Genomic DNA, 23098 nt, shown 5'->3' with positions numbered 1-23098 from the left:
ATGGAGGGCTGCGCCGGAAATTCCGGCGCCGTTTCTTTTGAAAAGCCCCCATTCCGACAAGCGATCCGAAGTGACTTCTTCTTCCCCAAAGCCCCACGACATCCAGGCTCTTGACGCTTTGACCGGCGGCGCCTTTACGGCGCCCACATCCGGAGAGCGCGCCCAGCGTGTCCGCGACTGGCTCGCTCGCAGCCCCGCCACCGAGCAGCTGCAGGAAGTCTTCAAGGAACTCAGCAGCCGCGACAAGGGGGCGGCGCGCCTGGTGCGCGAAAAGCTCGACGAGGCCCGGCGTGCACGCGATCAGGCCGCCATCGCTGCCGAATGGGAGCAGAAGGCGCAAGCGTTGCTTGACCAACCCCGGATGAACATCGCCGACGCCCTGGCCTGGCAGCGCGACGCTGCCAAGGCAGGCGCGCCGTTGTCGCGCGAGCCCCTCGCCAGCTTGCGCCAGCGTCTGGCCGAACGGATCAAGGGCATCGAAGACCTTCAGCACCGTGTTCAGGTTCACCGCGAGGCGGCGGTGCTGCTCGTGCAGCGCTTCGACGTCCTTTCCACCAAGGGCTGGCAAGACGCCCAGGCCACGGGCGATGCCCTGGCTTCGGACGTTGCCGCATGGAAAGAGCAAGCGACCGAAATTGCCTCCGACGCCAACTGGGAGAGTCTCGACCCCCGTCTGGCGCCTCAGCTGGAAGCTTCGCGCGCCCAGTTGACCGCCGTATCCGAAGCGTTCCAGGCCGCATTGGCGCAAGCCGTGGCTGCAGCTGCCGATGCGTCGGCGCCATTGCCGCCCGTGCCCGTCTGGGCGGATGAGCTTCGCGTCGCCCGCGGGTTGGCGCCGGAGGCCGCGGCAACGGAAGCCGCCGAGCGGCCCGCTGCGCCGCGCGCACCGAAGGTCGATCCGGCGGTCCGCGCCGCGGCGCAAGAAGCCGTGACCGCGGCGCTGGAGCGGCTCAAGAAGGAAACCGCCGAGGGGCACGGCAAGGGCACCGCCAGCGCGTCGGCTGCGCTGCGCGCCGTGCTCAAGGAACATGGCCGTCTGGTCGAACAGCCGCTCGAAGGTGAAGTCCATGCCGCGCTCATTGCCGCGGGCGAGCTCGAAGGCTGGCAGCGCTGGAGCGCCGACAAGATCCGCGAGGAGCTCGTCGCCAAGGCCGAGGCGCTGCTCAAGCGCCCGGAAGGGCAGGCGCTCGGCGGCCGCAAGATGCAGGAAAGCCTGCGCGCGTTGCGCGAGCAATGGAAGAAGACCGACCAGGGTGGCGTGCCCAACCACGCGCTCTGGAAGCGCTTCGACGAGGCCTGCAACGAAGCCCACAAGGTGGTCGAGGCCTGGCTGGAAAAGGTGCGCGCCGACGCGGCGGAGCACAAGGCCCTGCGGCTGGCCCTGATCGAAGAGCTGAAGACCTGGGCTGCGGCGCACGCCCAGAGCACCGATTACAAGGCGCTCAACCGGGCGCTGCACCAGTTCGCGGATCGCTGGCGCGAGGCTGGCCACGTCGGCGAAAAGGTGTTTGCCGAGTTGCAAGGCCAATGGGTCGAGGCGATCGGAGCGGCTCGCGCGCCGCTCGAGGCTGCCCAAAAAGGCAGCATCGAACGGCGCCAGGCCATGATTGCCGAGGCGACCGAACTCGGCGCCGCGCCTCAACTGCGCATCGATGCCGTTCGCGCGCTGCAGCAACGCTGGCAGGCCGAAGCGCAGGGCGTCCCGCTCGATCGCCGTCAAGAACAGAAACTGTGGGACGCGTTCCGCGCGCCGATCGACGAAGCGTTCAACCGCAAGTCTGCCGAGCGTGAAAAGGCCGCGGCCGCAACCAGCGCCTTCGACCGGCAAGTGCTTTCTGCTGCCAAGGCCCTCGAGGCCGCCAATGCCGAGGGCGACGCGCAGAAGATTCGGGCCGCCCTGGCTGCGTTGGAAGCGGCGATGCGCGGCGAAGGCGCATCCACGAAGGCGGCGACGCCAGCCCCGGCCGCAGATGCATCGGCTGCAGATCCTGCGGCCCAGCCCGCGGCCGCGAACGCCGAGGTGGATGCTGCAGCCGCCGCATCGGATACGGAAGGCGCAGCAGCCGTCGAGGGCGCCGAGGCGTCGACCGAGTCGGCCGCCGAAGCGGCGGCACCGGCGCCTGCTCCGGCCGCGCCGCGCAAGCCCGTGGTTGCCGTGCGCGGTGATGACCGCCCCGGTGCCAGAAAGCCGGACGCGCCTGCCGACGCACGTGGTGGTCGTGGCGGTGATCGTCGTGACGCCCGCGGGCCGCGCGGCAATGACCGTAGCGATCGTGGCGATCGGGGTGTGCGCGGTGGAGACCGCTTTGGCGATCGCGACCGTTCGCCGCGCCCAGCAGTCGATCGCCCACGCCTGGGAGATTCGGCATTCCGCGCCCAGCGCGATGCCATGGACCATGCCCAGGCCGCTCTGCGCAAGCTGGCGGCACAGGCGCATGGCGAGGCGGTCACGCAACTCATGGGGGCTTGGCAGCATCGCGACGTTTCGCAATTGCCGAGCCTGCAGGAGCTGGGACGGGCAGTTTCTCCAGCGGTGCGCGGCGAATGGTCGCAGTCGGTAGGCACGCCTGCCAAGGCTGGAGATTCGGCGGCCGAATCGCTGCTGCGCCTGGAGCTGGCGGCTGAAGTGCCGACGCCGGCAGAGCAGTTGAACGACCGACGGGCCCTGCAACTGAAGCTGCTCACTCGCCGTGGCGATCCGAGCCCGCAGCAGACGTGGGCAAAGGACGTGGCCAAGGTGCTGGAGTCGGCGCACGACGAAGGGTCCGCGCGCCGTTTGCAGTCAGCACTCAAGGCGCTGCTGCGTCGCTGAGCGTCAGCCCCCGCCCAGAAAGAACTGGTCGAACAGTTCGAGCAGGGTGGGGAATTCCTCGCCAAAGCGAGCCCGGTTGACGAAGTACGCTTCGCAGGCGACGGCAAAAAATTCGGTCGTCGACTCCGCGGCGTAGTCGTCCAGCCACGGCGCCTCAGCGCCAAAGCGCTCGGCCATGATGGTCTTTTCCCTGAATGCGGTGTACGCGGCCGACAGGGTTTCGTTCCAATGGGCCTTGGCAGCTCGGCTGCCGCGCGTGCCGCCGAAGCCTGCGGGCAGGGGCGGGCAACCATCCGCCAGCCCGTCGCGCATGTCGATCTTGTGGGCGAACTCGTGGATCACCACGTTGTAGCCATCGCTCTGCGTGACGCTGCTGGCCAGCACGTCCTGCCAGCTGAGCATGACGGGCCCGTGTTGCATCGCTTCGCCGGCCACCACCTCGTCGTATTCGTGGACCACGCCGGCTTCGTCCATCACCTGCCGTGGCGCGACCACCTCCGACTTGTGCACGACCACGCCGACGAAATCGTCGTACCAGTCCAGGTCGCCGGGCAGGTGGAGCACGGGCAGCACGGCTTGCGTTGCGACGGCGAGTGCCACTTCGTCGGTGATCACGAAGCCTTGAGCACCGTGAAAGCGCTTGTCGCGCAGGAACTGCGCGGACAACTGACGCAGCCGTTCGACATCGGAAGCAGGGCGCTCGGAGAGAAAAGGGTAGCGTGCGAGCACGGCCTGCCAGGCCGCATCGGGAATGACCGGCGCCGGCCGGAGGCTGCGCAGCCAGCGCTTCAGCATGGAATGGGCGATTGCCGCGGCACGAAGCTCGTCAGCGCAGGTCCACGCGCCGCAACCCGGCCGAGGTCAGGCACATCACCTGTGCGCGCGGGTGCGCAGCCTCGGCGTCCCAGTCGCTCAGGACGATCCGCTTCATGCCGTCGCCCAGATCGTGCTCGGCAGGCCGGTGCGTGTGGCCGTGGACGAGCACGGACGCTTGGGCTTCACGCAGCCAGTGCTGGGCCGCGGCAGTGTCGACATCGGCCCAGACCATGTCCGGGCTCTGCTGGTGGGCCTCGCTCTGGGCGCGGGCGGCATGGGCCATCTGCCGGCGCTTGTCCAAAGGCTGTGCGAGAACTGCCTGCTGCCATTGCGGATTGCGAACCTGCTGGCGAAACTTCTGGTACTGCACGTCGTCGAGGCACAGCGCGTCGCCGTGGCTGAGCAGCCAGCGCTCGCCCATGAACACGAGCACGGTGGGATCCTGCAGGAGCGTGAAACCGGCCTGGGCGGCAAAGCGCTCGCCAACCAGGAAGTCGCGATTGCCGTGCATGAAATACAGGCTGCGCTTTTCCGAGGCTTCGCGCAGCCATCGGCCGCACTGCGCTTCGAAACCATCGGCTTCGGCGGCATCGTCGCCCACCCAGGCCTCGAACAGATCGCCCAGGATGAAGATCGCGTCGGCCGGCGTCGTCTGCAGGTAGCCGCGCCACGCCTCGACCGTGGCCGGATGCTCGGGCTGCAGATGCAAGTCCGAGATCAGGTCGACCATGCGCCATTCGGGCGGCGCCTGCAGTTCGGCGACTGGCGAGATGCTCATGCTGGACGCGAGACCAAGTCAGTCCGAGCCTTATTCAGCAATGACGACAGCCTTGTCGATCACCACGTCTTCCAGCGGCACGTCGTCATGGAAGCCGCTGCGGCCGGTCTTGACGCGTTCGATCTTGTCGACCACGTCGGTGCCCGAGCTGACCTTGCCGAAGACGGCGTAGCCCCAGCCCTGCGCCGTCGGGGCAGTGTGGTTGAGGAAGTCATTGTTCGCCGCGTTGATGAAGAACTGTGCGCTGGCGGAGTGGGGTGCACTGGTACGCGCCATGGCGATCGTGTACTTGTCGTTCTTCAGGCCGTTGTTCGCTTCATTCTCGATTTGAGCGCCCGTGGCCTTTTGCTTCATGCCGGGTTCGAAGCCGCCGCCCTGAACCATGAAGCCGGGAATGACACGGTGGAAGACGGTGCCGTCGTACTGGCCCTTCTTGACGTAGTCGATGAAGTTGGCAACGGTCTTGGGCGCCTTGGCGGCATCGAGTTCGAGGACGACGACGCCTTGGTTGCGGATGTGCAGTTCGACTTGGGGATTGCTCATAAGGGACTCCTGTTTTTGGAAGAGATGGGAACGTGGGTCAGGGCGCCACGACCGTGGCGGTGGTGATGACCACGGGCTCACGGGGCACGTCCTGCATGCCGCCCTTGGAGCCGGTGGCCACGGCCCGGATCTTGTCGACCACGGCCTGCCCCGACACCACCTTGCCGAACACGGCATAGCCATAGCCGTCTGGCTTGGGCGCATTCAGCATGTCGTTGTTCTTCACGTTGATGAAGAACTGCGACGTGGCGGAGTTGGGATTGCCGGTTCGAGCCATCGCGACGGTGTAGGTGTCGTTCTTCAGGCCATTGTCGGCTTCCAGCGGTATCGGCGCACGGGTGGGCTTTTGCGACAGGTCGGCCGTGTAGCCTCCGCCCTGGATCATGAAGCCATCGATCACGCGGTGAAAGATGGTGCCGTCGTAGTGCTTGTCTTTGACGTACTGCAGGAAGTTCGCGACGGTCTTGGGCGCCTTGGCGGCGTCCAACTGCAGGACGATGTCGCCTGCTGTCGTCGCGAGCTTGACTTTGGGGCTTGCATTGGCAGCGGAGGATGCGCCTGTCTGAGCATATGCGCCGGCTGTGACGAAGAGGCCGAAAGCCATGCCAAGTGCGAGGCGTCGCGTGAGATGCAAAGTGGTCAAGGGAAGTGCTTTCAAAAGGTGAAGCGTGGCCGATGCGCCTGCTGCCTGACGAGGCAGCGGGATCAGCGTTTGGGCGCCTTGGCGCCCGACTTCTTGGGATTGACTGTGGCAGAGGTCTTGTCCTCGGCCGTCGACGGTGCCGCCGCGCCGGCGGGCAGGAAGACCTGACGCAGCAACGCGAGCTTCGGCGCGACAGTGGCGTTGGCCTTGTCCAGCTGCTGCGCACGCGTATACGACTCGGCGGCAAGGCGCACATAGATGTCGCCCAGATTTTCGCGCGCAGTGGCGTAGTTCGGATTGGCCTTGAGCGCCGCCTCGAGCGCTTCGCGCGCCTTGTCGAACTGGCTCTGCGACGCATAGAGCGCAGCCAGATTGTTATAGGGCTCTGGCAACTCGGGGTACTCGCGCGTCAGCTCGGTGAACGCGTCGATCGCCTCTTGCTTCCTGCCTTGGTCGGTCAGGATCACACCGCGCAGAAAGCGCATCTGCGGATCGCGCGGATTGCTGGCCAGATTGGCCTCGGCCTTCATCAGCGCCTGGTCGGCCTGGCCCTGGCGCAACAGCGCTGTGACGTCGTCGTACTGGTCGGCGCGGGCGCTGCCAAGGCCTGCGAAAAGCAGGGCGCCAAAGACGGCTGCGCAAAGAAAATGGTTGGGGCGGATGCGGGGAAGATCGACCTGCTGCATGAAGCCTCGGTGATGGGAGGGCACACGGCCGGGGCCGTTTATACTCGCGGACCCATTGTAGCCGAGGGCCCGGCGCGCAAGCTCGCGAAGGCGCCCTTGTACCTGCACTGCAACTGCCCTCGAAAGGCCCACTTGCCAGGGCCTGACTTTCCTGAAATAAAGCGTCGCTTGTCCCGCAGCGAAATCCCTTCTCTTCGGGCATCAAGAATCGGCGTCTGCCGCTACCCCATGAGTCTGCGTATCTACAACACGCTCACGCGTGAGCTGGAGGATTTTTCACCGCTGCGTCCTGGCGAGGTTCGCATGTACGTATGCGGCATGACCGTGTACGACTTCTGCCACCTCGGCCATGCCCGTTCCATGATCGCCTTCGATGCGGTCCAGCGCTGGCTCAAGTGTGCCGGCTACAAGGTCAACTACGTGCGCAACGTGACCGACATCGATGACAAGATCATCCGTCGCGCGGTCGAGAACGGTGAGACCTTGCGCAGCCTGACCGATCGCATGATCGATGCCTTGCATGAGGATGCCGACGCGCTGGGCATCGAGCGACCGACGCATGAGCCCCGCGCCACCGACTACGTGCCGCAGATGCTGTCGATGATCTCCACGCTCGAGCGCAAGGGCCTGGCCTATCGCGCCGCCAATGGCGACGTGAACTATGCCGTGCGCAAGTTTCCGGGCTACGGCAAGCTGTCGGGCAAGTCGCTCGACGAGTTGCACGCCGGTGAACGTGTGGCCGTGCTCGAAGGCAAGGACGATCCGCTCGATCCCGTGCTCTGGAAGAGCGCCAAGGCCGACGAGCCCGCCGAGGCCAAGTGGCCCAGCGACTTCGGCATGGGGCGGCCGGGCTGGCACATCGAGTGCTCGGCCATGGCCTGCGATCTGCTCGGCGAGAGCATCGACATCCACGGCGGTGGCGCCGACCTGCAGTTCCCGCACCACGAGAACGAGATCGCGCAGAGCGAAGGTGCGACAGGCAAGCCGCTGGCCAGCATCTGGATGCACAACGGCTTCATCAACATCGACAACGAGAAGATGTCCAAGAGCCTGGGCAACTTCTTCCTGATCCGCGATGTGCTCAAGGTCTTCGACGCGGAGACGGTCCGGTTCTTCGTCCTGCGCGCCCACTATCGCAGCCCGCTGAACTACAGCGATGCCCACCTGCAGGATGCGCGCGCTGCACTCAAGCGCTTGTATACGGCGCTGCAGCGCTGCCCCAAGGCGCCCGCCGTCGCCTTGGACTGGAGCACTGGCCCGGCTGCGAAGTTCAAGGCCGCCATGGACGAGGACTTCGGTACGCCCGAAGCGGTGGCCGTGCTGTTCGAACTGGCTGCCGACATCAATCGTGCGCCGACCGACGAAGAAGCCGCGCGCCTTTGCGGCACGCTGCGCGCGCTGGGCGCATGCCTGGGACTGCTGCAGGACGATCCCGACGCATTCCTGCGCGCTGGCGCGGCGCTTGCCGAAGACGAGATCCAGGCCCGCATTGCGGCCCGTGCGCAGGCCAAGGCCGAAAAGAACTTTGCCGAAGCCGACCGCATCCGCGCCGAATTGCTGGAGCAAGGCATCGTGCTCAAGGACTCGGCTACTGGCACCACCTGGGCTGCAGCCCAGTGAGCCGCCAGGAGAACGAGACGATGGCCACGACCACGAAGAGCAGCGTGCCCGTCCAGGTCTTCACGCCCGACTATTGGGAAGACGCCTGCAAGCACCTGGCGAAGAAGGATCGGGTCATGCGCCGGCTGATTCCCCAGTTCGGCGACGCCTGCCTGGAGTCGCGGGGCGACGCCTTCACGACCTTGGCGCGCAGCATCGTGGGTCAGCAGATCTCGGTCAAGGCGGCACAGTCCGTCTGGGACCGTTTCGCGAAGCTGCCGCGCCGCATGACGCCGGCGACGGTGCTCAAGCTGAAGGTGGACGACATGCGTGCCGCCGGACTGTCCGCGCGCAAGGTTGAATACCTGGTCGACCTGGCCCTGCACTTCGCCAACGGCGCAGTTCACGTGGAAGCCTGGAAGAACATGGATGATGAGGACATCATCACCGAACTGGTCGCCATCCGCGGCATCGGTCGCTGGACGGCCGAGATGTTCCTCATGTTCCATCTGTTGCGGCCGAACGTTTTGCCGCTGGATGATGCCGGTCTCATCGCCGGCATCAGCCACAACTATTTTTCGGGCGAGTCGGTCAGTCGAAGCGACGCCCGCGAAGTGGCCGCCGCCTGGAGCCCCTATTGCAGCGTGGCAACTTGGTATATTTGGCGGTCGCTCGAACCCGTGCCGGTGGCCTACTGAGCCCCGAGCTTCAACGAGCAGGAATTACTGGAGAAGACGTTGGCAAAACGAACCTTCCTCGACTTTGAGCAGCCCATCGCGGAACTCGAGTCCAAGATCGAGGAGCTGCGATACGTGCAGAGCGAGTCTGCAGTCGACATCTCTGAAGAGATCGACCAGCTCAGCAAGAAGAGCCTTCAGCTGACCAAAGACATCTATGGTGACCTGACGCCCTGGCGCATCACCAAGATCGCAAGGCATCCGGAGCGGCCGTACACGCTGGATTACGTCAACGAGATCTTCACGGATTTCGTCGAGCTTCACGGCGATCGCCATTTCTCCGACGACCTCTCCATCGTGGGCGGTCTGGCGCGCTTCAACGGCATGCCTTGCATGGTGCTCGGGCACCAGAAGGGCCGCGACACGAAGGAGCGCACCGCGCGCAACTTCGGCATGAGCAAGCCCGAGGGCTACCGCAAGGCGCTGCGCCTGATGAAGACGGCCGAGAAATTCAAGCTGCCTGTCTTCACCTTTGTCGACACGCCCGGCGCCTATCCCGGTATCGATGCCGAGGAACGGGGCCAGTCCGAGGCGATTGGCCGCAACATCTTCGAGATGGCTCAGCTCGAAGTGCCCGTCATCGTCACCATCATCGGCGAGGGCGGCTCCGGCGGCGCTCTGGCCATCTCGGTGGGCGACCAGGTGCTGATGCTCCAGTATTCGGTGTATTCGGTCATCAGCCCAGAAGGCTGCGCGTCCATCCTCTGGAAGACTGGCGAAAAGGCCCAGGAAGCGGCCGATGCGCTGGGCATCACGGCGCATCGCCTCAAGGCGCTGGGTTTGATCGACAAGATCGTCAGCGAACCGGTCGGCGGTGCCCACCGGGACCATCGCCAGATGGCTGCTTTTCTCAAACGGGCACTTGGCGACGCGTACAGGCAGATCGCCGACCTCAAGCCCCGCGAGCTCCTCGATCGCCGTTACGAGCGCTTGCAAAGCTACGGCCGATACTCCGACACGCGGGCTGAAAGCCGCTGAACGGAGTTGGCGCATGCGGCCTCAGCGCGCGTCGCGCCTGGGCGGGTTTCGCTCCACGCGTGACTTGAGCGCTTGGTAGAGGTCGCCCGGCATCCACCGGGCCGCCAGGCGCAGCAGCAGGACCGCCACCACGCCGTCGTCGATCCATCCCAGTATCGGAATCAGGTCCGACACCAGGTCGATCGGACTCAGCACGTAGGCCACCGCCGCAAGAATCGCCAATCGAGAGGCGACGGGGGTCGACGGATCGCGCAGCATCGCCCACGCCAGCGCCAATTCCTTGCGCAGGCCGAACCAGAGTGTCCCCAGCTTCCACATCGATGGATCTCCTTGGCGGCGACACATGCGCCGCGCAGCTTGGCAGTTGAGGGGCGAGTCGGCCATTGCAATGGCAATACCGCTTGAGGACGCAAAATCCGCCAAACGACCGTCGCCCAGAGAATGCCCCCATGAACACGCCGACGCAATGCGCGAGCGAAGAAGCCCCTTCGGTGGCTCAGGCCGTTGCCGCCTTCGAGCCGCGCCTGCCCCTGGCCGTGGCGTTCAGTGGCGGTGCGGATTCCAGTGCCCTCCTGCTGGCCTGCGCGCGCCGTTGGCCGGGGCAGGTGAGGGCGCTGCACGTCCACCACGGACTGCAGGCTGCAGGCGACGACTTCGAGGCCCAGTGTCGCAGCGCCTGCGAGCGCTGGGGCGTGCCGCTGGCCGTACGGCGCGTCGATGCGGCACATGCGCGCGGCGAAAGCCCGGAAGACGCAGCCCGGCAGGCTCGCCGCAAGGCGCTGGTCGACATGGCTCGCCAATCCGACGGCGTGACCGACCTTGCGTTGGCGCATCACGCGGACGATCAGGCAGAAACGTTGCTGCTGGCCTTGTCCCGTGGCGCCGGCCTCGGCGGGTTGTCGGCCATGCCTTCGCAGGCTCGTTGGGGTGACCTGACAGTGCACCGCCCGTTGCTCGACCTACCCGGATCTCAACTGCGGGAATGGTTGTTGGCACAGGACGAGACGTGGATCGAAGATCCAAGCAATGAGGACGAGCGTTTCACGCGCAACCGCATCCGCATGCGGCTGCTGCCTGCGTTACAGCAGGCCTTCCCGCAGTTCCGGGCAACCTTTGCGCGTTCGGCGCGTCATGCGGCGCAGGCGCAGTCGCTGCTGGCCGAGTTGGCAGAGCAGGACCTGCGGACCATCGGCGCTCCCCCGGCCATCGCGGCGCTGCAGCATTTGTCGCGCGATCGGCAGGCCAACGCGTTGCGCCACTGGCTCCAGTCCGCTCACCGGTGCCTACCCAGTGCCGCGCAGCTCGAAGCACTGCTCGATCAAGTTCAGGCCTGCCGGACACGTGGCCACCGGCTGCATCTGAAGGTGGGGGGCGGTTTTATTCGCCGCGAAGGCGATGTGCTCGATTGGTACAATACTGCGCCCTTGCCGCCCGAGGGATCGCGCTGAGGCCCTCGCTGGGCATCCGGGCGCCTCCATTGGCGATCGACGGACTTGCCCGACGTCAGTTTCCACTGAATGTCGGGCCATGTCATCGAGCCGCGGCGGCATTTCACTTCTAGACATTACCCATGGCTTTGATCGTTCACAAATACGGCGGTACGTCGATGGGCTCGACTGAGCGCATCCGCAACGTGGCCAAGCGCGTGGCCAAGTGGGTGCGTGCCGGCCACCAGATGGTCGTCGTGCCCAGCGCCATGAGCGGCGAGACCAACCGCCTGCTCGGCCTGGCCAAGGAACTCGCGCCTTCACAGGCCAGTGCCGCCTATGGCCGCGAACTCGACATGCTGGCCGCCACGGGCGAGCAGGCTTCGTCGGCATTGCTGGCGCTCGCGCTGCAGGCCGAAGGCGTCGAGGCTGTCAGTTACGCGGGCTGGCAGGTCCAGGTGCTGACCGACAGCAGCTACACCAAGGCGCGCATCGAACACATCGACGACAAGCGCGTGCGCGCCGATCTCGACGCCGGCAAGGTGGTGGTTATCACCGGCTTCCAGGGTGTCGACGACGCCGGCAACATCACCACGCTGGGCCGTGGCGGCAGCGACACCTCCGCCGTGGCCGTGGCCGCGGCGCTCAAGGCGGCCGAATGCCTGATCTACACGGACGTTGACGGCGTCTACACCACCGACCCCCGCGTCGAGCCCGACGCCCGGCGCCTGAAGACCGTGAGCTTCGAGGAAATGCTGGAGATGGCCAGCCTGGGCTCCAAGGTGCTGCAGATCCGCTCGGTGGAATTTGCCGGCAAGTACAAGGTGCCATTGCGCGTGCTGTCCAGCTTCACGCCGTGGGACATCGACATTCAGGAAGAAGCCTCCTCCGGCACCCTGATCACTTTCGAGGAAGACGAGAACATGGAACAAGCCGTCGTTTCGGGCATCGCATTCAATCGCGACGAAGCCAAGATTTCGGTGCTGGGCGTGCCTGACAAGCCCGGTATCGCCTACCAGATCCTCGGCGCCGTGGCCGACGCCAACATCGAGGTCGACGTCATCATCCAGAACCTGAGCAAGAACGGCATGACCGACTTCTCGTTCACGGTGCACCGCAACGACTACAACAAGACCATCGACCTTCTCAATGGCAAGGTGCTGCCCGAGCTTGGTGCATCGACCGTCGAGGGCGACGCCAAGATCTGCAAGGTGAGCATCGTCGGCATCGGCATGCGCAGCCACGTGGGCGTGGCCAGCAAGATGTTCCGCGTGCTGAGCGAAGAGGGCATCAACATCCAGATGATCTCCACCAGCGAAATCAAGACCTCCGTCGTGATCGACGAGAAGTACATGGAACTGGCCGTGCGCGCATTGCACAAAGCGTTCGATCTCGATCAGAACGCTGCTTGAGCATGGCATAATCGCTTCTTCAGCGGAAACGTGACCGAGTGGCCGAAGGTGCTCCCCTGCTAAGGGAGTATGGGGTGTAGAGCCTCATCGAGGGTTCGAATCCCTCCGTTTCCGCCACACACCTCAAAGACGGGCCTTCGGGCCCGTTTTTGTTTTTCCCTCCCGGTTTTCCCTTTCCGAATCGTCTGCGCATGCATCGCACGCCATGCGCATCCGCGTGCCCATCTGTCTCGGGTGCGCGCTTCGATCCTCCATTGCGCCGCCGGACCATGCGCTGAGTCGCCCGGCCCACATTCGCTCCGGTGCGCGCCGCGAACGCCTTCCGTGCATGTCGCAGGCAGGGCCTTCTCCCCCCGCGTCCGCACCCCGACGACTTTCTGACGTGCTTCGCTGACGAACGCCCTTCAACGTCTCGTCACAAACGAAGTCGTTGCACCTAGGGTTTGTACTTATCTCGGGACTGTCATTCAAACGTATCCTTTGGTCCGTTCCAGGAATAAAACCACGTTCCACCAATGAAACACACAACGCCGATGGGTGGTCTTCGGCGCCGACCGCAAGGGTTCCTTCCATGATGAATGCATCTCGCCGCCGTACGCTTGCTTTGGGTCTCTCGCTGGCGGTGGCCGGCGTCGGCAGCCTGGCCCCTTCCGTGGGCGTGGCGCAGGGCGCCTACCCCAGCAAGCCCATCACGATCGTGGTGGCCTACCCGGCTGGCGGCGACACCGACGCGTTGGCTCGCATGTTTGCCGAGAAGCTGCAGGAGCGGCTCAAGCAGCCGGTGCTGGTCGACAACAAGCCGGGTGCGAGTGGCGTGATCGGCAGCGCCTATGTCTCCAAGGCGCCGGCGGACGGCTACACGCTGCTGCTCGCGCCCAATACCTTCGCCATCGCGCAGTACGTGCTCAAGACCGCAGGCTCGTCCAGCTATGACGTGCTGGGCGGCTTCACGCCGATCATCGAGGCGGACACGCTGCCGATGTTCCTCGTGGCCTCCGCGGCCAGCCCCTACAAGAGTGTGAAGGATGTGGTGGAGGCCTCGAAGAAGGGCGACCTGTCCTATGCCTCGCCGGGCAGCGGATCACCCATGCATGTGCTGGGCGAGATGACGAACAAGGCCACGGGCGCGAAGGTCGTGCATGTGCCGTATCGCGGCGTCGCGCCGGCGATCAACGACGTGCTCGGTGGCCAGGTTCCGCTCACCTACATCACCCTGGGGCCGGTCGCGCCTCACCTGCCGGGAGGCAAGCTGCGACTGCTGGCCGTGGCTTCCGATCAGCGTTCGCCGCTGGCTCCCGATGTACCGACCTTCGCCGAGCAGGGTTACAAGGGCCTCGACGTCGAGGGCTGGCACGGATTGTTCGCGCCCAAGGGAACGCCGGCCGAAGTGGTGGCGCTGCTCAACCGCCACATGAACGAGATCATCAAGCTGCCCGACGTGCAGCCGCGCATGAACACCTGGGGCGCGATCCCGACCGGCGGCACGCCCGAGGCTCTGCAGAAGAACGTGGCCCAGACCTACCAGCGTTTCGGCAGCCTGATCAAGGAATTCGCCATCACGGCCGACTGATCCGGCAGAACGCGCCCACGGAAACCAGAAGATGAGCACCACCCCCTACCAGAGCGACAACGAAAGCTTGCGTGCCTTGATGGCCGAACTGCCGCACAACCTGCTTGCCGGTCGGCGTGTGCTGGTGACCGGCGCCGCACGAGGGCTGGGTCTGGTTTTCGCCAAGACCATCGCCAAGGCCGGTGGTCGCGTGGTGCTGGCCGATGTGCTGCTTGACCAGGCGCAGCGCGAAGCAGCGGCCCTGCGCGATGCTGGCTTCGACGTACAGGCACAGGCCGTCGACCTGCTCGATCCGTCCTCCATCGAGTCCTGCGCCACCGAAGCGTCGCGCTTGCTCGGCGGACTGGACGGCCTCGTCAACAACGCGGCGATCACCAATTCGGGTGGACGCGACGCGCACGAACTCGATGTCGAGACCTGGGACCGCGTGATGGACGTCAACGTTCGTGGCACCTGGCTCATGAGCCGCGCCTGCCATGCGGCGCTCAAGGCATCCGGGCGCGGCGCCATCGTCAACCTGGCTTCCGACACCGCGCTGTGGGGCCCGCCCAAGTTGCTGGCCTACACGTCGAGCAAGGGCGCTGTCGTCTCGCTCACCCGCTCGCTGTCTCGCGAGTGGGGCGGCGATCACGTCACCGTCAATGCCGTCGCGCCCGGCCTCACCCTGGTGGAGGCCACCGAGTACGTGCCGGCCGCGCGTCACCAGTTCTATCTGGAAGGTCGCGCCATACCCCGTGAGCAGCAGGCGGCCGATGTGTGCGGCGCCGTGCTGTTCGCACTGTCGGGCCTGTCGCGATTCGTGACCGGCCAGTTGCTTGCCGTCAACGGCGGCTTCGTCATGCACTGAACCCATTCCCTTTCGCAGGAGATTTGAAATGAGCGACCTGTCCGAGCAGAAGAACATTGACCAGCCGAGCTGGACACGCCCCGAAGGCGCGAGCCTCGAGCAGTGGATGACGACGCGCATCGCACGCTATTCCACCCGCAAGTACGACTGGGACGCGCTGAAGTTCCAGGCCGACTTCGACCCCAAGTTCCGTCGTGCGCAGATGCGCTATGTCGGCACGGGCGGCACCGGCGTTTCGAGCGACGTGAACACCGTGCCTTCGGAAAACTTCACCTTCTCGACGATGGTCATCCCGGCCGGCCATGAAGGCCCGCCGCACATCCACACCGATGTGGAAGAGATCTTCTTCCTCATGCGCGGCAAGCTGAAGGTGGTGATCACCACGCCGGAAGGCGAGCGCTACGAGACGGTGATGACCGATCGCGACCTGATCTCGGTCCCGCCGGGCGTGTACCGCGAAGAGATCAACATCGGCGACGAGGACGCGCTGATGTGCGTGATGCTGGGCGCCAAGAAGCCCGTCACGCCGACCTATCCGGCCGACCACCCGTTGGCCAAGATCAAGCGCTGAGACGGCCGCTGAACATCATGTCGTCACTCGCCCACGATCTCGCCGCCCCTGAGCTCGAGCGACTGAACTCGCGCTTTGCCGCGCGCAGTGTGGCGCTGGCCGACGGCGGCGTCGTCTCGGTGCGCGAGTGCGGCCAGGCGAAGGCCGGAGCGGCGGCGTATGTGTGCCTGCACGGCATCGGCTCGGGTGCGGCGTCGTGGCTGGATACGGCGCTGCTGCTGGCCGAGCAGGCCGACGCGCGCGTGATCGCGTGGGATATGCCGGGCTACGGCGATTCGACGCCGGTCGCGCCGGCGCAACCAAAGGCGCATGACTATGCGCATCGCCTGCAGGGCTTGGTCGATGCACTGGACCTCGATCGCTTCGTCCTCGTCGGCCATTCGCTGGGCGCCATCACTGCGGCATGGGCAGCCCGCGACGCTTCGCCGTTGGCCGCGCGCATCGAGCAACTGGTGCTGATCAGTCCGGCGCTGGGCTACGGCGCCGCGGGCCAGCAGGAGCAGGCCGAGCGCGTACGGCGCCAGCGCATCGAGACATTGATCCGCGATGGCGTGGCCGGCATGGCCGCCAAGGCCGACCAGCGCCTGGTGAGCGAGCACGCAGATGCGCGGGCGCGCCAGTGGGTGCGCTGGAACATGGGCCGTTTGAACGAGGCCGGGTATCTGCAGGCCGTGGAACTGCTCGCTGGCGCGAACGTGCTGCAAGACCTTCCGCCGGCCATGCCGGTGCGCGTCGCATGCGGCGCGCTGGACATCGTCACAACGCCGACGGCCTGCGAGCAGGCCGCGCATGCCTGCGGCGTGCCGTTGCATCTGTTCGAAGACGCCGGCCATGCCTGCTACGTCGAGCAGCCGCAAGCTGTCGCGACCTGGCTGCAGTCGGGTGCCCCGCGCTGAACGCCATTTGCAAACACCACAACGAGACATCATGAGCGACAACGACATCACCGACGACGCCGACCGCTACAACGTGCCCGCCCTCGAGCGCGGCCTGCGCCTGCTGTGCGAATTCAGCCGCGACGATCGCACGCTTTCGGCGCCCGAACTGGCACGCCGGCTCGACTTGCCGCGCTCCACCGTGTTCCGCCTGCTCTCGACGCTGGAGAACATGGGCTTCCTGGAACGTGCCGACGGTGGGCGCGACTTTCGCCTGGGCCTGGCCGTGCTGCGCCTGGGCTTCGAATACCTCGCTTCGCTGGAACTGACGCAACTGGGCACGCCGCTGCTGCAGCGGCTTTCGGAAGAACTGAAGACCTCGTGCAACCTGGTGGTGCGCGATGCCCGCTCCATCGTCTACGTGGCCAAGGTGTCACAGGCTTCGCCCTTTGCCAGTTCGGTCAACGTCGGCACCCGGCTGCCGGCGCATGCCACCGTGCTCGGGCGCATCCTGCTGGAAGACCTCACGCTGCCGCAACTGCGTGCGCTCTATCCAGAAGACAAGCTCGAAACCTTCTCGCCCAACACGCCGAAGAACGTCCACGAGCTGTTCGACATGGTGCAGTCCGACCGCCAGCGCGGCTATGTGCTGGGCGAAGGTTTCTTCGAATCGAACATCTCCAGCATCGCCGCGCCGGTGCGCGATCACAGCGGCCACATCGTCGCCGCGCTGGGCGCCACCATTCCCTCCGGCCACATCGACGAAGCGCGCATCGACGAGATGGTGGCCCGCGTGCGCGAGACGGCGGACCAGCTTTCCGGCCTATTGAACTACGCGCCCGCGGCCAACGGCAAGGTTGTGCCGCTGCGCGGCGGCCAACGTGCCTGAGGCACCGAACTGACATGAGTTTCGATCCTTCCCGCAACCTCCTGGCCGCCGACGCACTGGCAGGGCGCGTGGCCGTGGTCACCGGCGGCTCGTCGGGCATCGGCCTGGCGACGGTGGACCTTCTGCTTGCCAGCGGCGCGGCGGTGTCACTGTGCGGCCGCGACGCCGGCCGACTCGACAAGGCCGTGGCCGGCTTGCGTGAACGCCACCCGGGCGCGCGCCTCTTCGCCCAAACCTGCGACGTGCTCGACGCGCAGGCCGTGCGCAGCTTCGCCGCGCAAAGCGAAGCAGCGTTGGGCCAGGCATCGATGCTCGTCAACAACGCGGGCCAGGGCCGCGTCTCCACGTTCGCCAACACCGAAGACCAAGCCTGGACCGAAGAGCTGCAGTTGAAGTTCTTCTCGGTGATTCATCCGACCCGCGCTTTTCTGTCTCAACTGACCGCACAGCGCGAGGCGCACGGCGACGCCGCCATCGTCTGCGCCAATTCGTTGCTGGCACGCCAGCCCGAGCCGCATATGGTGGCCACCTCGGCTGCTCGCGCAGGCTTGTTGAACCTGGTGCGCTCGATGGCCACCGAGTTCGCGCCGCACGGCGTGCGCGTCAACGGGATCCTGATCGGGCTGATCGAATCCGGTCAATGGCGCCGCCGCTTCGAGGCGCGCGAAGACAAGTCCAAGGACTGGCCGACCTGGACCCGCGAACTCGCGGCAGCCAAGCACATTCCGCTGGGCCGCCTGGGCCTGCCCGAAGAAGCCGCGCGCGCCATCGTCTTTCTCGCCTCGCCGCTGTCTTCGTACACCACGGGCGCTCACCTCGACATCTCCGGAGGCCATTCCCGCCATGCGTAGGCCCACCCCAGCCCGGCCCACCTTAGCGTGCGGCTCGAGCAACCCTTCATCCGAATTCTGTGGAGCTTTGAAATGAGTCAGCAAGTCACCGCCGGCGCCGTCGTCGCCGCCTTCCTCGAACAATGCGGCGTCAAGGCGGCCTTCGGGGTCATCTCGATCCACAACATGCCGATCCTCGACGCCTTCGCGCAGCGCGGTGCGATCCGGTTCGTGCCGGCGCGCGGCGAGGCGGGCGCAGGCAACATGGCCGATGCCTATGCACGTTCCACGGCCAGCCTGGGTGTGTGCCTGACCAGCACCGGGCCGGCGGCGGGCAACATCGCCGGCAGCCTGGTCGAGGCGCTCACGGCTGGCGCGCCGCTGCTGCACATCACCGGCCAGATCGAGACGCCCTACCTGGACAAGGGCATGTCGTACATCCACGAAGCGCCGGACCAGCTCACCATGCTCAAGGCCGTTTCCAAAGCCGCCTTGCGCGTGCGCAGCACCGACAACCTGCTGGGCACGCTCAAGCGCGCGGTGCAGTTGGCCACCAGCGCACCCACCGGCCCGGTGAGCGTGGAGATCCCGATCGACATCCAGTCCTCGCTGATGGACATGCCGGCCGACCTGTCGCCGCTGCCCGTCGAGGTGCCCGTGCCTTCGGCCGCCGCGCTCGACCAGTTGGCCGAGCGCCTGCAAAAGGCGCGCCGCCCGCTGCTGTGGGTGGGCGGTGGCGCGCGCCACGCTCGCGCGGCCATCCGTCGCCTGCAGGCCCTGGGCTTCGGCATCGTCACCACCACGCAGGGACGCGGCACGGTGCCGGAAGACGATGCCGGCTCGCTCGGTGCCTACAACATCCAGCCGGCCGTCGAGGCCTTCTACCAGACGTGCGATGCGATGCTGGTGGTGGGCTCGCGCCTGCGCGGCAACGAGACGCTCAAGTACGAGCTCAAGCTCCCGCGCCCCTTGTTCCGCATCGATGCCGACGGCAGTGCCGAAGGGCGTGGCTACGTCACCGACGGCTTCCTGTGTGGCGATTCCGCTCTGGCGTTGGAAGGACTGGCCGACCGCCTGGAAGCCGCCGGCTACCGGGCAGACCCGGCACTGTTGGCAGACCTGCGTGCCGCACACGACAAATCGGTGGCGGTGCTGCGCGACGGCCTCGGCCCGTACGCCGAACTGGTGCGCCAGATCCAGGGCGTGGCCGGCCGCGATTTCAACTGGGTGCGCGACGTGACCGTCTCCAACAGCACGTGGGGCAACCGCGAGCTGCGCATCTTCGAACCGAGCGCCGGCGTGCATGCCACGGGCGGCGGCATCGGCCAGGGCATGCCCATGGCCATCGGCGCCGCGGTCGGTGCGGCCGTCACCGGCTCGGGCCGCAAGACCTTCTGCCTGGCCGGCGACGGCGGCTTCATCCTCAACCTGGGTGAACTTGCGACGCTGGTTCAGGAACAGGCCGACCTCGTCATCGTGCTGATGAACGACAAGGGCTACGGCGTGATCAAGAACATCCAGGACGTGCAGTACGGCGGCCGACGCTGCTACGTGGATCTGCACACGCCCGACTACGCGCAGCTTTGCCAGTCGCTGGCGCTGCCGCACGCCCGCGTCAGCAACCTGCAGGATCTGGAAGGCCGCCTGGCCGAGGCATTGGCCAAGCGCGGCCCCTTCCTGCTGGAGATCGACATGCTCTCCATCGGTGGTTTCAAGAGCACCTTCGCCGGTCCGCCGACCAACAAGATCACCAAGATCCCGGCACTGGGCGAGGCCGCCTCGGCGCAACCGCAGTGAGCAACGACATGGAACGCATCGCCATCGTGGGCTGCGGCGCCATCGGCAGTTCCCTGCTGGAGCTGCTGAAGGACGACGCGGCGCTGGAAGTGGCCGCCATCGTGGTGCCCGAGGAAGGCATGCCTGCCGCGCGCGCCGTGGCGCAACGGCTGGCACCGCGCGCCGTGGTCGTGTCCAGCGTGCCGCTGGCGGGCATCGACCTCGTGGTCGAAGCGGCTGGCCATGCGGCGATCGAGCAGCACGTGCTGCCGGCGCTGCGCCGCGGCACGCCCTGCGTGGTGGCTTCGGTCGGAGCGCTTTCGGCGCAGGGACTGCCCGAGGCGCTGGAGCGCGCGGCACAGACGGGCAAGACGCAGGTGCAGCTCATCGCAGGTGCCATTGGCGCCATCGATGCCTTGGCAGCCGCACGAGCCGGCGGTCTCGAAACGGTGCGCTACACCGGCCGCAAGCCGCCGCGCGCCTGGAGCGGCACGCCGGCGGAGGAGGGGCGCAACCTGGCTTCTCTCGCCACCGAGACCGTCATCTTCGAGGGCAGCGCACGCGAGGCGGCGCGGCTCTATCCGAAGAACGCCAACGTCGCTGCCACCGTTTCGCTCGCCGGCCTTGGGCTGGACCAGACGCGCGTGCGCCTGATCGCCGATCCCGCGGTGGACGAGAACGTGCACCAGGTCGAAGCCGAAGGCGCCTTCGGCCGATTCGAGCTGACCATGCGCAACAAGCCGCTGGCGGCCAATCCAAAGACTTCGGCGCTGACGGTCTACAGCGCGTTGCGTGCCGTGCGCAACCGCGTGCGGCCGCTCGCCATCTGACCCATTCGACTGAGAGTCCGCCAATGATCTCCAACGAACTCCTTCCCATCTGCGTCGCCGGCGAATGGCGCCTGGGCGGCGGCGATGTGTACGAGAGCCTGTACCCCGCCAACGGCGAACCCATCGCGCGCCTGAAAGCAGCCAGCCTCGACGACGTCGAAGAGGCCATCCAGGGCGCGCAGCGTGCCTTCGCCACCAGCGGCTGGGCGCAAAAGCTCCCGCACGAACGCGCCGCGGTGCTGTACCGCGTCGCCCAATTGATCCGCGACAACGCCGAGGAGCTGGCCCAGAAGCAACGCCTGGACAACGGCAAGCCGATCAGCGAGACGCGCGCGCTGGTGGCCAGCGCCGCCGGCACCTTCCAGTTCTTTGCGGCGGCCTGCGAGACGCTGGAAGAAAGCATCACCCCCTCGCGCGGTGCCTACGTGACGATGAGCGTGCACGAGCCCATGGGCGTGGTGGCTGCGATCACGCCGTGGAACTCGCCCATCGCGAGCGAAGCGCAAAAGCTCGCGCCGGCCCTGGCTGCCGGCAACGCGGTGGTCGTCAAGCCCGCCGAGGTCACGCCGCTGATGGCGCTGGAACTGGCCCGCATCTGCGAGCAGGCCGGCGTGCCCAAGGGGCAGATCAGCGTTCTGCCGGGCAAGGGCTCGGTGATCGGCGATGCGATCACCAAGCATCCGCTGGTCAAGCGCGTGTCGTTCACCGGTGGCACCGGCACCGGCAAGCACATCGCCCACATCGCGGCCGAGAAGATGATGCCGGTGTCGCTCGAACTTGGCGGCAAGTCGGCCACCATGGTGCTGGAAGATGCGGACATCGACCATGCCGTGGCCGGCGTGCTTTACGGCATCTTCAGCTCGTCGGGCGAATCGTGCATCGCGGGCTCGCGGCTGTTCGTGGCGCGGCCCATCTATGACGAGTTCCTGACGCGTCTGGCCGAAGGCGCCAATGCGCTGCGCGTCGGCGACCCGGCCAGCGAACGCACGCAGATGGGTCCGCTCATCACGGCCAAGCACCGCGAAAGCGTGGAACGCTACGTGGCACTGGGCGTCTCGGAAGGCGGCCACATCCGCACCGGCGGCGTACGGCCGCATGGGGAAGGGCGCGACAGTGGCTACTTCTACACGCCGACCATTCTCGAAGGCCTGCACAACGGCACGCGCACCGCGCAGGAAGAGATCTTCGGGCCGGTGCTGGTGGCCATGCCTTTCGACGACGAAGCCTCGCTCATCGTGCAGGCCAACGACAGCGTCTACGCGTTGGCCGCGGGCGTGTGGAGCCGCGACTTCAAGCGCGCCTGGCGCATCGGGCGCGCGGTGCAGGCCGGCACCGTCTGGGTCAACACCTACAAGCAGTTCTCCGTCTCCACGCCGTTCGGCGGCTGGCGCGACTCCGGCCTGGGCCGCGAGAAGGGACGCGAGGGCATCTTCCAGTACATGGAGCAAAAGAGCATGTACTGGGGCACGAACGAACAGCCCATCGCCTGGGCAGGGAGCTTGAAATGAGCGTGCTCGGCATCGACCAGATCACCTACGCCACCGACGACCTCGCCACCAGCAAGCGCTTCTTCGCCGACTGGGGCCTGCATCTGGCCGGCGAGGATGCGCAGGGCCTTCGCTTCGAATGCCTCAACGGTTGCCGCGTGGATGTGGTGGCCATGGACCGTCCCGGCCTGCCAGCCGCGATCGAGGAAGGTCCGACGCTGCGCGAAGTGGTGTGGGGTGTGGAGAGCGAGGCCGACCTGGACCGCTATGCCCGCGCCATCGCGGGTGACCCCGGCTTCTTCGACTCGCAGGTGGAGGGCGCGCGCCGCATCGGCTGCACCGACCCCAACGGCCTGGCCGTGCGCCTGCAGGTTTCGCGCAAGCGCGATGTCGACGTGACCAGCGCGCAGATGAACACCTGGAACTCGCGCAACCGGGTCAATCAGCCGGCGCCGGTGTACGAGCGCGCCACGCCCATCGAGGTGGGTCATGTGGTGTTCTTCGTGGCCGACGTGAAGGCGGTGGAAGCGTTCTACGAGTCGCGCTTCGGCTTCGTCTCGTCCGACCGCTATCCCGGCCGCGGCGCCTTCATGCGCTGCGCGCCCGACGGCGGGCATCACGACCTGTTCCTGCTGCAGCTGCCCTCGGGCAAGCGGGGCATCAACCACGTGGCCTTTACCGTGCGTGACATCCACGAGGTGTTCGGCGGCGGGCTGCACTTCTCCCGCTGCGGCTGGGACACCCAGCTCGGCCCGGGCCGGCACCCGGTGTCGTCGGCGTACTTCTGGTACTTCAGGAACCCGGCCGGCGGACTGATCGAGTACTACGCCGACGAGGACCAACTCACCGCCGACTGGCAGCCGCGCGATTTCGAACCCGGACCGACCGTCTTCGCCGAATGGGCCGTCGATGGCGGACTGGACGGCAACACGCGTCGCCAGAAGAACGTCGAAGGCCCGAAGGGCGCCTTCCTGACCGAGAAAAAGTAGACC

22 protein-coding genes and 1 tRNA gene are annotated in these 23098 nt (G+C 66.4%); 17 read left to right on the top strand and 6 right to left on the bottom strand.

Annotation, left to right across the window (positions count from 1 at the left end):
• The first annotated feature begins 70 nt into the window (after nucleotides 1-70).
• Nucleotides 71-2812 (top strand): DUF349 domain-containing protein, encoded by a 2742-nt coding sequence (locus QTH91_RS15115; protein WP_286660924.1) that lies wholly within the window; start codon nucleotides 71-73, stop codon nucleotides 2810-2812.
• Between the two features lie 3 nt (nucleotides 2813-2815).
• Here the strand turns inward: QTH91_RS15115 and QTH91_RS15110 are convergent, their stop codons facing one another.
• The 5 genes from QTH91_RS15110 to QTH91_RS15090 form a co-directional block, all read right to left on the bottom strand.
• On the bottom strand, nucleotides 2816-3604 hold the full coding sequence (locus tag QTH91_RS15110) for a M90 family metallopeptidase (RefSeq protein ID WP_286661586.1): 789 nt from the start codon (nucleotides 3602-3604) through the stop codon (nucleotides 2816-2818).
• Between the two features lie 34 nt (nucleotides 3605-3638).
• Nucleotides 3639-4406, bottom strand: a complete 768-nt coding sequence (locus QTH91_RS15105; protein ID WP_286660923.1) for a UDP-2,3-diacylglucosamine diphosphatase — start codon at nucleotides 4404-4406, stop codon at nucleotides 3639-3641.
• Between the two features lie 30 nt (nucleotides 4407-4436).
• On the bottom strand, nucleotides 4437-4949 hold the full coding sequence (locus QTH91_RS15100; RefSeq protein WP_286660922.1) for a peptidylprolyl isomerase: 513 nt from the start codon (nucleotides 4947-4949) through the stop codon (nucleotides 4437-4439).
• 37 nt (nucleotides 4950-4986) lie between these two features.
• Nucleotides 4987-5553, bottom strand: coding sequence for a peptidylprolyl isomerase (locus QTH91_RS15095; protein WP_286661585.1), 567 nt, complete (start codon nucleotides 5551-5553; stop codon nucleotides 4987-4989).
• Nucleotides 5554-5654: 101 nt separating this feature from the next.
• Nucleotides 5655-6278, bottom strand: coding sequence for a tetratricopeptide repeat protein (locus tag QTH91_RS15090; RefSeq protein WP_286660921.1), 624 nt, complete (start codon nucleotides 6276-6278; stop codon nucleotides 5655-5657).
• Between the two features lie 228 nt (nucleotides 6279-6506).
• Here QTH91_RS15090 and cysS point away from each other — a divergent pair, with 228 nt between their 5' ends.
• Genes cysS through QTH91_RS15075 form a run of 3 tightly spaced genes read left to right on the top strand, consistent with a single transcriptional unit; the run spans nucleotide 6507 to nucleotide 9592 of the window.
• On the top strand, nucleotides 6507-7898 hold the full coding sequence (gene cysS / locus QTH91_RS15085) for a cysteine--tRNA ligase (RefSeq protein WP_286660920.1): 1392 nt from the start codon (nucleotides 6507-6509) through the stop codon (nucleotides 7896-7898).
• A 20-nt stretch (nucleotides 7899-7918) separates the two neighbouring features.
• Complete coding sequence (locus tag QTH91_RS15080) at nucleotides 7919-8575, top strand: DNA-3-methyladenine glycosylase family protein (RefSeq protein WP_286660919.1); 657 nt, start codon at nucleotides 7919-7921, stop codon at nucleotides 8573-8575.
• A gap of 39 nt (nucleotides 8576-8614) precedes the next feature.
• Nucleotides 8615-9592, top strand: a complete 978-nt coding sequence (locus tag QTH91_RS15075) for an acetyl-CoA carboxylase carboxyltransferase subunit alpha (protein ID WP_286660918.1) — start codon at nucleotides 8615-8617, stop codon at nucleotides 9590-9592.
• Between the two features lie 21 nt (nucleotides 9593-9613).
• On the opposite strand, the gene QTH91_RS15070 is transcribed toward QTH91_RS15075, so the two are convergent.
• A complete protein-coding gene (locus QTH91_RS15070) occupies nucleotides 9614-9910 on the bottom strand; it encodes a YkvA family protein (RefSeq protein ID WP_286660917.1) in 297 nt (98 codons plus the stop codon).
• A gap of 131 nt (nucleotides 9911-10041) precedes the next feature.
• Between QTH91_RS15070 and tilS the strand changes: the two genes are divergently transcribed.
• The 13 genes from tilS to QTH91_RS15005 all read left to right on the top strand — a co-directional run bounded on the left by tilS (nucleotide 10042) and on the right by QTH91_RS15005 (nucleotide 23095).
• Complete coding sequence (gene tilS, locus QTH91_RS15065; RefSeq protein ID WP_286660916.1) at nucleotides 10042-11040, top strand: tRNA lysidine(34) synthetase TilS; 999 nt, start codon at nucleotides 10042-10044, stop codon at nucleotides 11038-11040.
• 122 nt (nucleotides 11041-11162) lie between these two features.
• Nucleotides 11163-12431 carry an aspartate kinase gene (locus QTH91_RS15060; protein WP_286660915.1) on the top strand — a complete coding sequence of 423 codons (1269 nt, stop codon included), beginning with the start codon at nucleotides 11163-11165 and terminating at the stop codon, nucleotides 12429-12431.
• 24 nt (nucleotides 12432-12455) lie between these two features.
• Nucleotides 12456-12548, top strand: a tRNA-Ser gene (locus tag QTH91_RS15055).
• 457 nt (nucleotides 12549-13005) lie between these two features.
• Complete coding sequence (locus tag QTH91_RS15050; RefSeq protein WP_286661584.1) at nucleotides 13006-14001, top strand: Bug family tripartite tricarboxylate transporter substrate binding protein; 996 nt, start codon at nucleotides 13006-13008, stop codon at nucleotides 13999-14001.
• A gap of 79 nt (nucleotides 14002-14080) precedes the next feature.
• The gene (locus QTH91_RS15045) at nucleotides 14081-14848 is read left to right on the top strand and encodes an SDR family oxidoreductase (protein ID WP_286661583.1); all 768 of its coding nucleotides are present in this window, start codon (nucleotides 14081-14083) and stop codon (nucleotides 14846-14848) included.
• Nucleotides 14849-14876: 28 nt separating this feature from the next.
• A complete protein-coding gene (locus QTH91_RS15040; protein WP_286660914.1) occupies nucleotides 14877-15419 on the top strand; it encodes a cupin domain-containing protein in 543 nt (180 codons plus the stop codon).
• Between the two features lie 17 nt (nucleotides 15420-15436).
• Nucleotides 15437-16315, top strand: a complete 879-nt coding sequence (locus QTH91_RS15035) for an alpha/beta fold hydrolase (protein WP_286660913.1) — start codon at nucleotides 15437-15439, stop codon at nucleotides 16313-16315.
• Between the two features lie 31 nt (nucleotides 16316-16346).
• Complete coding sequence (locus QTH91_RS15030) at nucleotides 16347-17183, top strand: IclR family transcriptional regulator (RefSeq protein WP_286660912.1); 837 nt, start codon at nucleotides 16347-16349, stop codon at nucleotides 17181-17183.
• 14 nt (nucleotides 17184-17197) lie between these two features.
• Nucleotides 17198-18034, top strand: a complete 837-nt coding sequence (locus QTH91_RS15025; RefSeq protein ID WP_286660911.1) for an SDR family oxidoreductase — start codon at nucleotides 17198-17200, stop codon at nucleotides 18032-18034.
• 72 nt (nucleotides 18035-18106) lie between these two features.
• On the top strand, nucleotides 18107-19810 hold the full coding sequence (locus QTH91_RS15020) for a thiamine pyrophosphate-binding protein (RefSeq protein ID WP_286660910.1): 1704 nt from the start codon (nucleotides 18107-18109) through the stop codon (nucleotides 19808-19810).
• 8 nt (nucleotides 19811-19818) lie between these two features.
• A complete protein-coding gene (locus QTH91_RS15015; RefSeq protein ID WP_286660909.1) occupies nucleotides 19819-20619 on the top strand; it encodes an aspartate dehydrogenase in 801 nt (266 codons plus the stop codon).
• Nucleotides 20620-20642: 23 nt separating this feature from the next.
• On the top strand, nucleotides 20643-22127 hold the full coding sequence (locus QTH91_RS15010; protein WP_286660908.1) for an aldehyde dehydrogenase: 1485 nt from the start codon (nucleotides 20643-20645) through the stop codon (nucleotides 22125-22127).
• Nucleotides 22124-23095 carry a VOC family protein gene (locus QTH91_RS15005; RefSeq protein WP_286660907.1) on the top strand — a complete coding sequence of 324 codons (972 nt, stop codon included), beginning with the start codon at nucleotides 22124-22126 and terminating at the stop codon, nucleotides 23093-23095. Before QTH91_RS15010 ends, QTH91_RS15005 begins: the two co-directional genes overlap by 4 nt.
• Nucleotides 23096-23098: the final 3 nt, after the last annotated feature.

Source organism: Variovorax dokdonensis (assembly GCF_030316895.1).
Classification (GTDB): domain Bacteria; phylum Pseudomonadota; class Gammaproteobacteria; order Burkholderiales; family Burkholderiaceae_C; genus Variovorax; species Variovorax dokdonensis.
This window is presented reverse-complemented; position numbering and strand designations above follow the sequence as displayed.

Bases quoted from the DNA above. Each gene is read 5' to 3' on its own strand.
- QTH91_RS15050 (WP_286661584.1), top strand. From the start codon at position 13,006: ATGAATGCATCTCGCCGCCGTACGCTTGCTTTGGGTCTCTCGCTGGCG.
- QTH91_RS15045 (WP_286661583.1), top strand. From the start codon at position 14,081: ATGGCCGAACTGCCGCACAACCTGCTTGCCGGTCGGCGTGTGCTGGTG.
- tilS (WP_286660916.1), top strand. From the start codon at position 10,042: ATGAACACGCCGACGCAATGCGCGAGCGAAGAAGCCCCTTCGGTGGCT.
- QTH91_RS15105 (WP_286660923.1), bottom strand. From the start codon at position 4,406: ATGAGCATCTCGCCAGTCGCCGAACTGCAGGCGCCGCCCGAATGGCGC.
- QTH91_RS15070 (WP_286660917.1), bottom strand. From the start codon at position 9,910: ATGTGGAAGCTGGGGACACTCTGGTTCGGCCTGCGCAAGGAATTGGCG.
- QTH91_RS15040 (WP_286660914.1), top strand. From the start codon at position 14,877: ATGAGCGACCTGTCCGAGCAGAAGAACATTGACCAGCCGAGCTGGACA.
- QTH91_RS15025 (WP_286660911.1), top strand. From the start codon at position 17,198: ATGAGTTTCGATCCTTCCCGCAACCTCCTGGCCGCCGACGCACTGGCA.
- QTH91_RS15015 (WP_286660909.1), top strand. From the start codon at position 19,819: ATGGAACGCATCGCCATCGTGGGCTGCGGCGCCATCGGCAGTTCCCTG.
- QTH91_RS15095 (WP_286661585.1), bottom strand. From the start codon at position 5,553: ATGGCTTTCGGCCTCTTCGTCACAGCCGGCGCATATGCTCAGACAGGC.
- QTH91_RS15090 (WP_286660921.1), bottom strand. From the start codon at position 6,278: ATGCAGCAGGTCGATCTTCCCCGCATCCGCCCCAACCATTTTCTTTGC.
- QTH91_RS15060 (WP_286660915.1), top strand. From the start codon at position 11,163: ATGGCTTTGATCGTTCACAAATACGGCGGTACGTCGATGGGCTCGACT.
- QTH91_RS15035 (WP_286660913.1), top strand. From the start codon at position 15,437: ATGTCGTCACTCGCCCACGATCTCGCCGCCCCTGAGCTCGAGCGACTG.
- QTH91_RS15005 (WP_286660907.1), top strand. From the start codon at position 22,124: ATGAGCGTGCTCGGCATCGACCAGATCACCTACGCCACCGACGACCTC.
- QTH91_RS15080 (WP_286660919.1), top strand. From the start codon at position 7,919: ATGGCCACGACCACGAAGAGCAGCGTGCCCGTCCAGGTCTTCACGCCC.
- QTH91_RS15010 (WP_286660908.1), top strand. From the start codon at position 20,643: ATGATCTCCAACGAACTCCTTCCCATCTGCGTCGCCGGCGAATGGCGC.
- QTH91_RS15020 (WP_286660910.1), top strand. From the start codon at position 18,107: ATGAGTCAGCAAGTCACCGCCGGCGCCGTCGTCGCCGCCTTCCTCGAA.
- cysS (WP_286660920.1), top strand. From the start codon at position 6,507: ATGAGTCTGCGTATCTACAACACGCTCACGCGTGAGCTGGAGGATTTT.
- QTH91_RS15030 (WP_286660912.1), top strand. From the start codon at position 16,347: ATGAGCGACAACGACATCACCGACGACGCCGACCGCTACAACGTGCCC.
- QTH91_RS15100 (WP_286660922.1), bottom strand. From the start codon at position 4,949: ATGAGCAATCCCCAAGTCGAACTGCACATCCGCAACCAAGGCGTCGTC.